We start from the raw sequence: 13,406 nt of genomic DNA on the forward strand, positions 1-13,406 counted from the left end.
AATTATATGGATTTAAGATTAAAATTTAATGAAGATGAATATAACTATGATAAATATAGGCCGACATATCCAGAAGAATTGTTTTCAGACATTATTAATTATTCTCGCATATCAAGTGGGTATGAAGCCTTAGAAATTGGCATTGGTACAGGACAAGCAACTTTACCAATTCTACAATCTGGGTGCAGAGTAACTGCAATAGAATTAGGAAATAATCTTACAAGATATGTTAAAAACAAATTCAAAAATTATATGAATTTCAATGTTATTAATGCCGATTTTATTGAATATACGATTAAAACTGAAGCTTTCAACTTAGTGTATTGTGCAACAGCATTTCATTGGATTCCATTAGAACAAGGATATGTAAAAGTAAGAAATATATTAAAAGATGATGGAACTATAGCACTATTTTGGAATCATCCATTTCCAAATAGACAAGATGATATAAGTAATATTGTAAATAGAAAAATATATAATAAATATCGTCCCTCTGACAAAGAAGTGAGAGAATTTAATGAAAGTGATTGCCAACGACGTATTAATGAATTAGAACGATTTGGGTTTAAAGATATTATTTATAGATTATATCATCGAAAAAGAACTCTTACGTCCAATGGATATATTCATTTATTAAATACATATTCAGACCATAGGGTACTACCAGTAGAAGTAAAAAATAATTTTGAAATGGATATGAAAAATGCAATCGATGAAATTGGCGGTAAAATAAATATATATGATACTATAGATTTATACTTAGCAAAAAAGAAGTAACTTCCTAATCTGTGTTTGCCAAATTCCAACTTAATGAGGTGAAATAAATAAGCATAGAAGCAATTTACAATAGAAGGAGTACACAAAAGTATAAGTCTAAAGAAATACCAATAGACATTCTTAATAAAATATTGGATGCTGCAAGAACTGGTTGGAGCTGTATCATTTGGATATCCTGATAATAAACCAAATTCAAGACCGAGAGAAACACCGAATAGAACTATAATGATACTTAGAACTATTTCTTTATTACTAGATCAAAGCATTTTAGTTTTGAAAATACATTAGGAGAAAATTTAAAAAGTTTATCTAAAGATGAAATAGTAGCTCTTGTTGCAGCACTTGAAGAAGGTCAAATAACTAATACTAGACTTCAGATATTAATAAATAAAAACTCTATTGAGGTAAATAAAATATTAAGCTCATTAATAGATAAAAAATTATTAAAAACGGAAGGGCAGCGAAGAGGCACAATATATTTATTATCTAATATGTTTAATCACAGCAGTTATTTAAATGAGAACTCCATAAATAACAGTGAAGATATACAAAAAAAATTAGTTGACATAGTGAAAAATGTAAAAAGAGTAAATTTAAGTCTTATGGAGGATATTATATTAGAATTATGTGAAGTTAAACCTATAAAATTAAGTGAATTGGTAAAATTATTGAATAGAAATGATGTAGGTCTTAGAAGTAATTATTTAAATAAAATGGAAGGCAGGACACTTAAGGAAACCGCTGAAATACTTAACATAAAATATAGACATGCTATAGAAATAAAAAAATCTGCCCTAAATAAACTGAAAAAATATCTGAAATAGCATATATATTTTTATCTGATGACTAGCAGTCCTAATACTCCTTTGGTTACATTTATTTTTATGCTTATTATATTGCAGGAGTAAAGAACTGCGCGTCCCTAGATAACAATTTCTAAGATTCAGGTGAAGTTAAAAAAAATCACACTATAAATTGAATACACGAACTTCATCTGAATTAAGAAATTTGTTTATAATGGCAAGAGGGAGGGTGATATTTATGTATGACCAGCTGGTTAGTTTAATCAGCACCATAGGGTTCCCAATAGCAGTTAGCATATACTTGCTCATAAGGTTTGAAAATAAGATTGACCTTTTAGTCAAATCTATTGAAGACCTAAGAGAAGATATATCAGCCGTTATAAAAAACCAGGAGAAGAAATAGGTAAAAGCCTATTTCTTTTTTTCTGCACTAATTTTAAGAAAGGCATATATATAAGTAAAAGTTAAAGAAAGGGGAGAATTGTTATGGCAGCAAAGTCAATAAAGCTTTCAAGTACGCTTTCTATTGTAGAAAAGACAGGACTCAATAAACAGGGTAAAGAGATACTTAAGAAAGTTACACTGGGCAAAATTGCTATGGATGCAGCAGATCAGGATGTATATGATGTAGTAAAAACTGTAGGTGACATACTGACTTATCCTGTAAATGAGATTCAAAAAGTGGACAACACCGTAATTACTAACGCCTAGTGAGTAGGCAAAAATCAGGAAAGGAGGAGTTTAAATGGCAAACAGACTTAATATGAGGTTTACTACAGAGGAAGAAGGCAAATATTTTTCCTTGAGTGTGGACAATGTAAAAGAAGATGAAAATGGACAGCCTTCAGTTACCAAGGAACAGGTTGCATCTCTCATGAACCTTATAATTGCAAAAAAATATTTGTTACATTAATACTAGTATAAAAAAGGTTGGTATCATAAAAGTGATGCCAATCTTCTTTATACTATAACATCAAAACCATAGGGTTTATCTATAATTTTTGCATTCCTATCATATTTAAGAAGATACAGTGACATGTATATATCCTGCACTTCCAAGTAAGTTTATTATAAAAAATATTTCTCCAAGCCATGTAGGAAGGAATAAACACGTTAGTGATATTAGTAATAAAGGTAATAAAAGTATTATAGTAAATTTAAAAATATCTATTGGTAATCCTGAAGTTTCCATTGTATAAGCATATGGTAGTTTAAATTCAAATCTTATTTTTACACCAAATAATTTATATGCTAATCCATGCAGTATTTCATGAATTACAGAATTTATGATTGAGAGAATAATTATAAATTCTGACATATTCAATAGTAAGATACCCGTTGGAAACAGAATAAACTCTTAATCCATTAAATTAAAGCACATAGATGCTATTAACTTGTATAAACATATAGGGATCAATATTTGTATAATAAAACATATTACGTGTTTTTTATATGTTAACTTAAAAGACATATAGCTTTTCACATCATCATAGATTATTGACTTCAATTTTTTTACTATTCGTAAAATGAAATAAATACGTACTAACCATTAAAATTGCGAACGCTGTTCTTTGGTAAGTAAATAATGAGGTATTAAAACTATGAATGTATTTTGGGTTAATACAAAAATTAGTGAAATACTGCAAAAAAGGTGTTATAATTTGTACAATGATTGAATAAAAATCATAATTTATCGTGAGAAATATTATACATAGCATATATGATGGACAAGAAGTCTGAATAAATTTGATATTTTGCCTAGTTTTGCTTTACTCGAAGCTGCAATAACACTATTGAATAAAATTAATGCTTTATAGAAATTTTTAATAGGAGGAATACAGAGTGTATAATATTATAATAAAAAAGCTTTCCCCACCACGAATACCAAGACAGTAGAATCTATCATTACTGTTAGGTATTTGTAAAAAGTTCTCTAATAAACAATAGATTCTACTGTATGGGAAGTTTTATATTCTATTATATAAAATATCATATTAGTAGAAAGTGGGAACTTAAAATGAAATTAAAAATATATTTTATATTATCAATGATGATCTTTGGTACAATTGGAATCTTTGTCAGATACATTGACTTAGCTTCAAGCGAAATAGCTCTTCTCAGAGGTTTTATAGGAAGCTTATTTCTGTTAACTATTACTATAGTTAACAAGCAAAAAATATCTTGGACAAATATTAAGAATAATATTCCTGTATTGTTATTATCGAGTTTTGCATTGGGATTTAATTGGATCTTTCTTTTTCAGGCATATAAACATACAACTATTGCAAATGCTTCTTCAAGTTATTACTTTGCTCCGGTTTTCGTCATTGTTATGTCGCCTATTGTACTGAAAGAAAAAATTTCACTTAAAAAAGCTGCATGTATAAGCATTTCGGTATTTGGAATGTTTTTAATTGTACAAAATAGAGGAAATGGCGGTACAGAATATAATCATTTATTGGGTATCTGCTATGGAATCACTGCAGCGGTATTTTATGCAACATTGATGTTGACTAACAAGTTCATTAAAAATATGAATGGTTTGGAAATAACACTGTTACAGTTGTCATTAGCAACTGTAATGCTTATACCTTATGTTTTTGTAACGGAGAGGGTTAACCTATTTCAAATAACGGGGCTTTCAGTTGCATGTATTATCATATTGGGAATAATTCATACAGGACTTGGATTTTATCTATTCTTTTATGGAATGAAAGGGTTAAGGGGACAAAGTATTGCAGCCTTGAGCTATATAGATCCAATAACATCATTATTTACTTCATTTATTATTTTCGGTGAGAATATGACAGTGTTTCAGATTATAGGTGCTGTACTGCTTTTAGGCTCAACATTTATAAGTGAAATAAGTAAAAACTATGATTGTTCTTCTAAAAAAAATAAAGGTTATATTGAGTGATCTGAAAATAAGCAAGTGTCGAGAAATTCTTATTTTATAACTCAATTATAAAAATTAAACAATTTACTGGAACACTGCATTATTCAATTTTGAATTTTGGAGTGTTCTTAGTTACTTTTTTTTAATTATATTTTGATATTTGTATATAAGGATGAATAGATAAATTTATAGTATAAAGATTTTATGTAGCACTGGCCAAGCTTTAACTTTTCTCGCACTCAGACAAAAAGCTTGGCCAGTAGCTTTGATTTTAATGGGATGCTCCGGACCAAATCCAGGAAGTAATGCTCCTCGGTCTTATACTAGGCTCGGATTTCCTCGCATGGAAGCTTTGGACAAACACTTTCTTTTTCACTTATTTTATACCTCAATAATCTCTAAATTGTAGTCTCTCTTCTGCAGCTTTATAAAACTAGCTTTTATACCTTTCACAAAATAAAATTAGCATATATTTATAAGATAAACAACGTAGTTCAAATATGGATATATTATTATACATGCTATTTTACAGCATTGATTTGTTTTTTATATAGCATTATATCAGCTTTTAAACTAAGCAGATACTTTATATTATTCTACTCTTTTTTGCCACTGATAAGAATTTATATAAATTATTGTATAAATTCTACTTTATATATAATATATATCTTCTTCTCCCCTATATACTTTTAAATAATAAATAGCTGTATGTTTTCTTCAAGCACCAGCACTTTTTTAGTCCTCGTCATCCTTAGAACAGTTAAAAAAATAAAAGGAAGGCTTCTTGCTTAAATCTATAAATCTCGCCCATTTTTGTATTGCCTTATCTAAATCATTTATAAGCCTGTCCAACTCATCTTTATATGGAAGTAAATATTTAATAGCCACAACGTTGGCAAACAATTTATTTTTTTCTATCTTATAATTTGATAAATCCTCATGAATAGCAGGAACTAGATTAAACTTTCTATTATACAATCTACCATAATGTGCGCATATATTTCTTAGAATTGATGATGATCTTAACCAGCTGACCACAATTTTATGATTAACACCAATAAAATCATTAGCTATCTTACTTCTATCCTAAGTTTTTAAATTAGCATATAGTCTTGATAACATACCAAAAGTCATTATTTCCGTTGCAACCCATATAGGTAAACTCCCATGATAATTATTTATATAGTGTTCTATAAATAATTCTCTTTTATTACTTTTCTTTTCTCTTTCTAACTCTTGTAAAAACTTCTTATGATATTTTCTATTTTTGTCAACCATTTTAAAATTATCCGCATACATATATCCATCAGGTCCATATTTATGACCTACAACATATGCTATACTTGTCCTCATAGAAATTTCTACAGTTTCAAGTGCATCCATTAAAATATTCCTCATTCTTTTATCAAAACTATATATGCCAAATATTGATTCTATAGTATATCCTTTCATATAATGCTCACCACATTTTATATGTAAAGCATACCCCGTAAGTCTATAATAATTAACCGTACTCAATATTTTTCTAGCTTTCTCTTTATCATTTATAATTATGTTTCTACTTCTAAGAATTTCAATCTGTTCGTCAAACGTTCTTGGTGGTTTTAAATTCACTTCATTTTTCATAGAAATTCTCCTATATGTAAAAAGCTCCGCCAGTTTCGCATTGTTAAGAGACTTGACGAGTTCTGTTACTATTGAAGCATAACAATTTTGCAAATTCGTATACTTATTTTTCATTTAAATATTTCAATTACGTTAAATTATATTCATATATCTCGATATATCTTTTTTTATCTTTTAGCACTCCTCTCAATTACTCCTCTAATTTCATCTTTTAAATTTTTTAAGTTCTAACGCAAGATCATTTTTTTGTTATCTTGTTTTAATCTGTTTTAATTTGTGATATTTTTTTGGAGGACATAAACCCAAAAAGAGCATTTTGGAATAAATTCCAAAATGCTCTTAAACGTTGATATTCATGGTGCCGGAGGCGGGAGTCGAACCCGCATGTTGTCACCAACGACGGATTTTGAATTGTACATGCAGTGTTTTAATATGTATTGGTATGTTTTAACATGTACCCTCAAAGTAAGCTATATCAACATCTTATAAAAAATGATCTGTCTTTATTTACCACTAAGTATTTCTATGTTTTTATATGTTGGAGGACATTAGGAGGACATAAAATAATCAAATAATTTAAAAGATCAATCTATTAAAAATATAATTGATTGGTTGTTATCCTTAATTTGTTTACAAGTAAAAGTGAACACAGGAAAGAGATAATATCCACCTTAGCTATCTTCATATTCATGAAAATTCGTAAATTCTATCTACTTGTCCACTCTCCCCTATTTCCTGTCTTAATATAAATTAACCTTATCTTTAATAAATTCACTAAATGTCAAAATAACTGTTTTTGTCATCGTACTATACTCCATACTATTATTTCTTTATTTATTAAAGGGTTTTTATTTTTTTTAGAGAATATATCTTTTAGAGAAAAATAAAATAGGAATTATTTAAAATTAAACTCAAATTATTGTGACTTATAATCAACATATTTATTTAAAGCATTAAAAATCAAGAGTTTATTTTAATATGAATATAGTGTCCATGCAGCAACTTGTATATAGGTTTATAAAATAAATCTATGCATTTCAATGTTTTATTTCTCAATTCTGTGGTTTTATCACATATTTATGGATATAATATAATTATACATAGTATTATATAAATAACATACCAAACAAGTGAAAGAAAATATTGGAGGATAAATAATATGTTAATAGAATTTAGTGCTCAGAATTTCCTCTCTATAAAGGATAGAGTAACTCTCAGTATGGTGGCTTCAAAAGATAACTCTCATGAAGACAATATTATAAAAAATGCAAATAAAGATTTAAATGTTTTGAAAACAGCAGTACTATATGGAGCTAATGCATCTGGAAAAACAAATGTGTTAAAGGCTATAAGTTTTTTAGCTAATTTTTTAGGTAAATCACATGAAATGCAGCAAGGCAAAAAAATTGAAGTTGAACCATTTAAACTTGATAGGCCGTGCCTTGACAGTCCAAGTAAGTTTGATATCATATTTAAGACAGAAGGTATAAAGTATGCTTATGGTTTCTCAGTTACATCTGAAAAAGTTATTGATGAGTATCTTTACTATTATCCAAATGGAAGGCAGACGATAATTTTTGAAAGAGAAAATACTAATAATTATAAGTTTACTAATGATATAGAAAAACAAACTGCCATAAAAGATAAATTTAATTCACCAAATAAACTTTTTATTGCAGTTGCAAGCTTATGGGAATATGATAAAGCTCAAATACCATTTAAATGGCTTAATGACAATTTAATTGTTCTTATTCATCACAGTGATCTACAAGAATTAACAATGGATTTAATGAAATCAAATGAATCTATTAATAAGAGGGTTAAATCCTTATTAAAAACCGTAGTTAGTGATATTGAAGACATAAAATTCACAGAAATTGAAGTGGATGTAAAGGATGATCCAATATTAAAATATTTAAATAAAGATGCAAAATCCAAGCTTTTGGATAGTTCAAATAAACTTTCTAACATTAGTACTCTTCATAAAATGAATAACTCAGAAGAACTAGTAGAATTTGATTTGGATGAAGAATCAGATGGAACTAAGAAACTTTTTGGACTTCTTGGTCCGTGGATTGAAGTATTAGATACAGGAGCAACGCTTGTGGTAGATGAACTTGATATAAGATTACACTCTAAACTAACAAGGTTTTTAGTAGAGCTATTTCATGATAAAGAAATAAACAAAAAAAATGCTCAACTTATTTTTTCAACTCACGATACCAATCTTTTAGATCAGGAGATTTTTAGAAGAGATCAAATATGGTTTACTGAAAAGAAAGAAGACAATAGTACAGATTTATATTCACTAGATGATTTTCCAGTTAGAAAAGATGCTGCAATTGAAAAAGGATACTTACAAGGAAAATATGGAGCTATTCCATATCTGAAAGGTGGCTTACAATGGCAGTAAAAAGAAAAATTGTAGAATTATCAAGGGACAAGAGGAAAAAGCGTAAAATTAGACCTACAATTCTAATAATATGTGAAGGTAAAGATACTGAAGTAAATTATTTTAAAGAATTTAATCTCAAGTATGTTAATGTAGATGTAAAAGTTGCAGATAGTAAATCTGTGGGGAAAAATAAAAGTAGAAAAACTGATCCATCACATCTTGTAGATAAAGCCATAGAATTTATAGAAAACAAGTATGATATTAGCGAAGATGATGGTGATAGGGTATGGTGTTTAATTGATGTAGATATAAATTATAATACTGCAGATCCAACAAGCAAAAGAGCAGAAGAATTAGAAAAAGCCTATATAAAAGTTAAACGGTATGCAAAAGGGAAAAAAGTATTTATTCATTTAGGACTATCAAATCCATGTTTTGAACTTTGGTATCTGCTTCATTATACTTATACTACCGCCAATTTAAAAAGTTATGATGCTTTGAAGATAAAACTTGAGAAAGAAACTCCACTTAAAGATTACGAAAAGAATAAAAGTGTGTACAATATTATTGTAGATCATACAAATCAAGCAATTGAAAATTCTTTTAGGTTGAACAAGCACCATAAGGATTTAGGAAAAACTTTAATTGATTATTCTAAAGTTCCCCCTGAATTAAATATAAAAAATATAGTTGAAAGTAATCCAAATACAAGAATAGGCGAACTTGTTAAATATATTGAAGATATTAATAAGGAATAAAGCCTAAAGATTAGTGGTTTTATTAGAAACCAGTACTTACCATAGGCGTACTGGTTTCTAATTATTTATGTATAACATCATTCAACTTATCCGCTGCCTCTTTATCCATATCCTTAAGTACATGAGAATACAAATCCATAGTAATACCAATAGTACTGTGTCCAAGCCTTGCAGTTACCCTCCTTGGCATAGTACAATATCTTTCCATAATATATCTCCTCAAATTCTAAAATTTAGGTTCCTCAGCATATACCCCTAAATAATAACCCTGATCTAAAACCTCATTTGCTAAAGCGTTCCAATAACACCTATTCATAATATTGCTAAAATCTCCAACAACTTCACCTTTCTTTAATTTCCTTATACAACTTTCTAGATCACTAGAAAACTCAGGAGATATAGTATACATTCCTCTTAAATAGTTTTTTACAAAATGTTGAGAAATAAAAAGGTTGTCAAATTCTGCATTTTTTTGTCCTGCATTTGTGTATTTAGGCATACCTTCATTTGCATCACTTAATCCAAATTTATTTAAATCTAAACTTACCCGTGGATGCAAGTTATCCTCTTTATCATTTTCATTAAATACTTTACATGGAAAAAAGCTAAAGCATTTATTTACCTGCGAATCATAAGATGCAGACGTATATAATTTAAATTTTTCATTTTTTGAGCTATTACATCCACCTTCAGTATCATCAATTGTAGGGTTATCTTTAATTAAACTACATTTATTTCCTCTCCTAACTTTATCTATTGAAGCAAACTTATACACATCAGAAATTTTATCAAGTTTTTCACTGCCAAATCTAGAATATGGCTGTCCTTCATCTGCTACAACAAATACAGTATCAAGTAGAAATTTATTTTTTTTATAACTTCCAAAGAGTATAATATTCCCAATTTTTAGCTTTTGCATATCAGTTGGACCTTTTTTACTATTTTGCTTACAACAGCAATAATGAAAATTTGCATGTGATTCATCTTCCCCAAATACATATGGATCTGTATTTTGAAGATCTTTAGGGTTTTGTAGTCTTATATTTCTAGAAATATAAGGTTCATGTATATATTGGGGACTTCCAGAACTATGTTTAATTTTTAATTGAGGCTTACATATAATTTTTGATTGAGGTTCCCACTCACCCCAAAAGAGAATTTTTGTTTTCTCGCTTAATACTTCATTATCATATTTATCATGACTTATATATTTACCGCTGCAGCAAATATACTTTCGCCTATGTTCTGGAGCATCATTCCATAACATTATACCGTTGTCGATTCCTTTAATTAAAGCATCTGAATATGATACTTTTTTTCCATTTTTCTTACTACATGGCTTGTCTACTATATGTTCTCCACCAGGATGAAAAAATTGTATTAAGCCTGTATCGAAAATACTTAAGGATTTCATATTAATTAAATAATTCATAATAGCTGATTTAAATTCATCCGACATTTTTATATTGTTATTTAACATATTATCAGGTAATTCTATTTTTCTTACAAGTTCAACATTATCTTTTTCTTTCTTACCGTCCTTTAATTTAAATGAAATTTTTAATACTTCCTCATTAATTTTCAACTCACCTTGTAATATATTTTCGAAATATTTCACAGTATTTTCTTCATTCTTTGGTTTTTCTATAGAATTATTTATGTAATTCTTATCACGCTTTATTTTATTAATTGTATCTTCAATATACTTTTTACATTCACAACAATTTCCTATTACTATACCTTTTTTATTTATCCTATTTAATAAGATAATTGCATCGTTTATCTCAATGCTTCCATTACCCAATGCCATATATAATTCATAATTGTTCTTTATTTTCCCCGGTGTATTTTTCTTCATACTACTTCTCCCCCTATTGATAACATATTTTTAACATCTCTTCCAAGTATGTATCTGTCTTCTTTTGTTATTTTATCAAAAGGCCTATTAGCTTTAGTTCCATAAACAACAACTGATTTTACGTAATTTTTATCGTATACGTATAAGCTGCAATAAGTATTTTTTTTTGGTGAGCCATTCTTACATTTCGTATATTCTCTAAAAAACTCCTTGTTATCATTAAATTTTTTCAGCCCTAATCTATTGACTATTTTTTTAAAATCACTAGGCTTATATCCCATTAGTATAACGTTGGGTTTCAGTACTTCCAATAGTGAAACCCATAAATCCGTACCTTGGCTAAGAATTGATTTATCTGAATTATACAAGTCACTCCACGTAGGACTTGTAGCTAATGGAGAATAAATGTCTGTATGTACAGCAATATTGCCATACTTACTAATCCTATATTCCTCATTTTTGTTATATACTCCTTTCTCATTATAACTTGCTAAAAATCCGTTAAGTATAGGCTCAAAACAACTAAACCAATTATATCTATTTTTATTTTTAAAATAGTTATTTAAAATTAAAGAATATTTCTTAACTTCCTCCTCAGAAAGATTTAACTTATTAAAAATATTTTCTGCACCTTTAAATCTTTTGAATGATGGGGTACTAGGCAATACATTTTCATTGGAATCTTTCTTTCTTTTATCTTCTGAGGCAAATTCTAAGTCAGAAGGATTTGATCCCACTGTTATAATTTTAATGCTTGAGTTAAAATATGCATCTAAGTCCCCAAACCATAATACTGGAATACTTGGTTTTACAATAAAATTGTTACTTTTAACACTATTATAATGTTTCCAACATTTTATAATTAGATTGCTTATTTCATTCCACTCTTTTCTTTCAAAAATACTCATTTGATGGATATGCCCCCTAAAAATTAGTTAATTTAAGTATTATATTTACATATATATTATACTCTGTTAATTATTCTACTTCAAAACTATTGCATAAAAGCCAAATTTTATTTTCATATGTACAAAATATTACATGTTTTGAATCAAAAATTAAAAAATTAATATAGGGAAAATATATAAAAAGCTCATTCTTTATTGAGAAAATAAAGATTTGAGCTTTTTATATATTACTATTTATATATAACATCATTCAATTTATCCGCTGCCTCTTTATTCATATCCTTAAGTACATGAGAATATAAATCCATGGTTATACCAATAGTGCTGTGTCCAAGCCTTGAAGATGCAACTTTAGGAGCGGTACCAGAAAGCAGCATCAATGTTGCATTAGTGTGTCTCAAATCATGGAACCTGATATGAGGTATATCAACCTTTTTTATAAAATCACCAAAAGCATGAGAAAAAGAAGATGTATTAAGCGGCTGGCCATTATCCCTCGTGCACACTAAATTATGCTTGTTTTCATATTCACCATAAGAACGCACCTTAAGTTCCAATTGATTTTTCTTATGCTGCTTTAGAAGTTTTAAAAGTTCCTGAGGAGCGGATATACTCCTTGCACTTTCTTCCGTTTTAGGTTCTTTAAATATAAGCTTCGTCCCTGCCCTTACCAGTGTTTGTTCTATATTTATAATACCATTTTCAAAATCAATATCAGACCACCTGAGTCCCAGCACCTCTCCAAGTCTAAGGCCTAGTGCCAGAGCTAAATTAACAGGGATTTCAAACCTGGTGTTTTCTACAGCACTTAAAAGTGTTTTTACTTGAGGAGGTTCCAAAACTACAGCCCTATATTTCTGAACTTTTGGAGCATCTACCATATCTGCTGGGTTTCTGCTTATGAGCTGCATCTTCCAGGCATAATTTAAAGCTTTTCTTAAAACTCTATGATGCTGCAGAAGGGTTTTCCCCTTAAGTGTTTTCTGTTTTTCGTTATAATACCTCTGTATATGGAGCGGCTGAAGCTTTTGGAGCTCTTTATTTCCGATAGATGGAATTAAATGATTGTTTATTATCATTTTATATCCATTGTATGTTGTAGGTGATAAATTTATAGCATAAGTATCAAGCCACAGTGTTAGAAAATCTTTTACAAGTGTTTTTTCAGGAAATATAAACTCATTTTTATTTATATTTGATACCGCTTCAATTAAAGCCTTTTCAGCTTCCTTCTTTGTCTTAAACCCACCAATACTTTTTTGCAATCTTTTTCCGGTAACTGGATTTCTTTCTACCTCAACAATTACATTATATCTTTTACCCCGCTTTCTTATATGACCGCCAGGCATAATATCTCACCCCTTACCTTTTATTAGTATTAGTGT

The 13,406-nt window shown here is 28.7% G+C and carries 14 protein-coding genes and 1 pseudogene; 8 read left to right on the top strand and 7 right to left on the bottom strand.

Annotation, left to right across the window (positions count from 1 at the left end):
• The first annotated feature begins 6 nt into the window (after positions 1 to 6).
• The 5 genes from CLJU_RS15945 to CLJU_RS21820 all read left to right on the top strand — a co-directional run bounded on the left by CLJU_RS15945 (position 7) and on the right by CLJU_RS21820 (position 2,493).
• Positions 7 to 777: a class I SAM-dependent methyltransferase gene (locus CLJU_RS15945; protein WP_013239864.1), complete on the top strand. Its 771-nt coding sequence runs from the start codon at positions 7 to 9 to the stop codon at positions 775 to 777.
• A gap of 602 nt (positions 778 to 1,379) precedes the next feature.
• Complete coding sequence (locus CLJU_RS15950; protein WP_144289727.1) at positions 1,380 to 1,601, top strand: sigma-70 family RNA polymerase sigma factor; 222 nt, start codon at positions 1,380 to 1,382, stop codon at positions 1,599 to 1,601.
• 217 nt (positions 1,602 to 1,818) lie between these two features.
• The gene (locus CLJU_RS21815) at positions 1,819 to 1,983 is read left to right on the top strand and encodes a YvrJ family protein (RefSeq protein ID WP_023162161.1); all 165 of its coding nucleotides are present in this window, start codon (positions 1,819 to 1,821) and stop codon (positions 1,981 to 1,983) included.
• Between the two features lie 83 nt (positions 1,984 to 2,066).
• Entirely contained in the window at positions 2,067 to 2,291 is a 225-nt protein-coding gene (locus CLJU_RS15960; protein ID WP_013239867.1) for a DUF1659 domain-containing protein, read from the top strand.
• Positions 2,292 to 2,325: 34 nt separating this feature from the next.
• Positions 2,326 to 2,493 (top strand): DUF2922 domain-containing protein, encoded by a 168-nt coding sequence (locus CLJU_RS21820; protein WP_013239868.1) that lies wholly within the window; start codon positions 2,326 to 2,328, stop codon positions 2,491 to 2,493.
• Positions 2,494 to 2,598: 105 nt separating this feature from the next.
• Here the strand turns inward: CLJU_RS21820 and CLJU_RS15965 are convergent, their stop codons facing one another.
• Complete coding sequence (locus CLJU_RS15965) at positions 2,599 to 2,898, bottom strand: metalloprotease family protein (protein ID WP_023162162.1); 300 nt, start codon at positions 2,896 to 2,898, stop codon at positions 2,599 to 2,601.
• Positions 2,899 to 3,597: 699 nt separating this feature from the next.
• Between CLJU_RS15965 and CLJU_RS15970 the strand changes: the two genes are divergently transcribed.
• A complete protein-coding gene (locus tag CLJU_RS15970) occupies positions 3,598 to 4,497 on the top strand; it encodes a DMT family transporter (RefSeq protein WP_013239870.1) in 900 nt (299 codons plus the stop codon).
• 714 nt (positions 4,498 to 5,211) lie between these two features.
• On the opposite strand, the gene CLJU_RS21450 is transcribed toward CLJU_RS15970, so the two are convergent.
• Together CLJU_RS21450 and CLJU_RS15975 are read right to left on the bottom strand one after the other, a co-directional pair.
• Positions 5,212 to 5,454 carry a hypothetical protein gene (locus CLJU_RS21450; protein ID WP_049781900.1) on the bottom strand — a complete coding sequence of 81 codons (243 nt, stop codon included), beginning with the start codon at positions 5,452 to 5,454 and terminating at the stop codon, positions 5,212 to 5,214.
• Between the two features lie 3 nt (positions 5,455 to 5,457).
• Positions 5,458 to 6,216 (bottom strand): annotated as a pseudogene (locus CLJU_RS15975) (Abi family protein); the annotation flags it as partial.
• A gap of 1,045 nt (positions 6,217 to 7,261) precedes the next feature.
• Here CLJU_RS15975 and CLJU_RS15980 point away from each other — a divergent pair.
• Both CLJU_RS15980 and CLJU_RS15985 read left to right on the top strand, forming a co-directional pair.
• Positions 7,262 to 8,515, top strand: a complete 1,254-nt coding sequence (locus CLJU_RS15980) for an AAA family ATPase (RefSeq protein WP_013239873.1) — start codon at positions 7,262 to 7,264, stop codon at positions 8,513 to 8,515.
• A complete protein-coding gene (locus tag CLJU_RS15985; RefSeq protein WP_013239874.1) occupies positions 8,506 to 9,255 on the top strand; it encodes an RloB family protein in 750 nt (249 codons plus the stop codon). The genes CLJU_RS15980 and CLJU_RS15985 overlap by 10 nt, the downstream gene beginning before the upstream one ends.
• Before the next feature lie 61 nt (positions 9,256 to 9,316).
• Here CLJU_RS15985 and CLJU_RS21825 read toward each other — a convergent pair whose 3' ends face one another.
• The 4 genes from CLJU_RS21825 to CLJU_RS16000 form a co-directional block, all read right to left on the bottom strand.
• On the bottom strand, positions 9,317 to 9,463 hold the full coding sequence (locus tag CLJU_RS21825; protein WP_087943163.1) for an integrase: 147 nt from the start codon (positions 9,461 to 9,463) through the stop codon (positions 9,317 to 9,319).
• Positions 9,464 to 9,481: 18 nt separating this feature from the next.
• Complete coding sequence (locus tag CLJU_RS15990) at positions 9,482 to 11,113, bottom strand: hypothetical protein (protein WP_013239875.1); 1,632 nt, start codon at positions 11,111 to 11,113, stop codon at positions 9,482 to 9,484.
• On the bottom strand, positions 11,110 to 12,021 hold the full coding sequence (locus CLJU_RS21455) for a hypothetical protein (RefSeq protein WP_013239876.1): 912 nt from the start codon (positions 12,019 to 12,021) through the stop codon (positions 11,110 to 11,112). The genes CLJU_RS15990 and CLJU_RS21455 overlap by 4 nt, the downstream gene beginning before the upstream one ends.
• A gap of 230 nt (positions 12,022 to 12,251) precedes the next feature.
• On the bottom strand, positions 12,252 to 13,370 hold the full coding sequence (locus tag CLJU_RS16000) for a site-specific integrase (RefSeq protein ID WP_013239877.1): 1,119 nt from the start codon (positions 13,368 to 13,370) through the stop codon (positions 12,252 to 12,254).
• Positions 13,371 to 13,406 lie beyond the last annotated feature (36 nt).

This window comes from Clostridium ljungdahlii DSM 13528 (genome assembly GCF_000143685.1).
Lineage (GTDB): Bacteria > Bacillota > Clostridia > Clostridiales > Clostridiaceae > Clostridium_B > Clostridium_B ljungdahlii.

Coding starts and splice junctions, on each gene's coding strand:
- CLJU_RS15985 (WP_013239874.1), top strand. CDS start 8,506: ATGGCAGTAAAAAGAAAAATTGTAGAATTATCAAGGGACAAGAGGAAA.
- CLJU_RS15950 (WP_144289727.1), top strand. CDS start 1,380: ATGGAGGATATTATATTAGAATTATGTGAAGTTAAACCTATAAAATTA.
- CLJU_RS15945 (WP_013239864.1), top strand. CDS start 7: ATGGATTTAAGATTAAAATTTAATGAAGATGAATATAACTATGATAAA.
- CLJU_RS16000 (WP_013239877.1), bottom strand. CDS start 13,370: ATGCCTGGCGGTCATATAAGAAAGCGGGGTAAAAGATATAATGTAATT.
- CLJU_RS15960 (WP_013239867.1), top strand. CDS start 2,067: ATGGCAGCAAAGTCAATAAAGCTTTCAAGTACGCTTTCTATTGTAGAA.
- CLJU_RS15980 (WP_013239873.1), top strand. CDS start 7,262: ATGTTAATAGAATTTAGTGCTCAGAATTTCCTCTCTATAAAGGATAGA.
- CLJU_RS21455 (WP_013239876.1), bottom strand. CDS start 12,021: ATGAGTATTTTTGAAAGAAAAGAGTGGAATGAAATAAGCAATCTAATT.
- CLJU_RS15990 (WP_013239875.1), bottom strand. CDS start 11,113: ATGAAGAAAAATACACCGGGGAAAATAAAGAACAATTATGAATTATAT.
- CLJU_RS21825 (WP_087943163.1), bottom strand. CDS start 9,463: ATGGAAAGATATTGTACTATGCCAAGGAGGGTAACTGCAAGGCTTGGA.
- CLJU_RS21815 (WP_023162161.1), top strand. CDS start 1,819: ATGTATGACCAGCTGGTTAGTTTAATCAGCACCATAGGGTTCCCAATA.
- CLJU_RS21820 (WP_013239868.1), top strand. CDS start 2,326: ATGGCAAACAGACTTAATATGAGGTTTACTACAGAGGAAGAAGGCAAA.
- CLJU_RS15965 (WP_023162162.1), bottom strand. CDS start 2,898: ATGTCAGAATTTATAATTATTCTCTCAATCATAAATTCTGTAATTCAT.
- CLJU_RS15970 (WP_013239870.1), top strand. CDS start 3,598: ATGAAATTAAAAATATATTTTATATTATCAATGATGATCTTTGGTACA.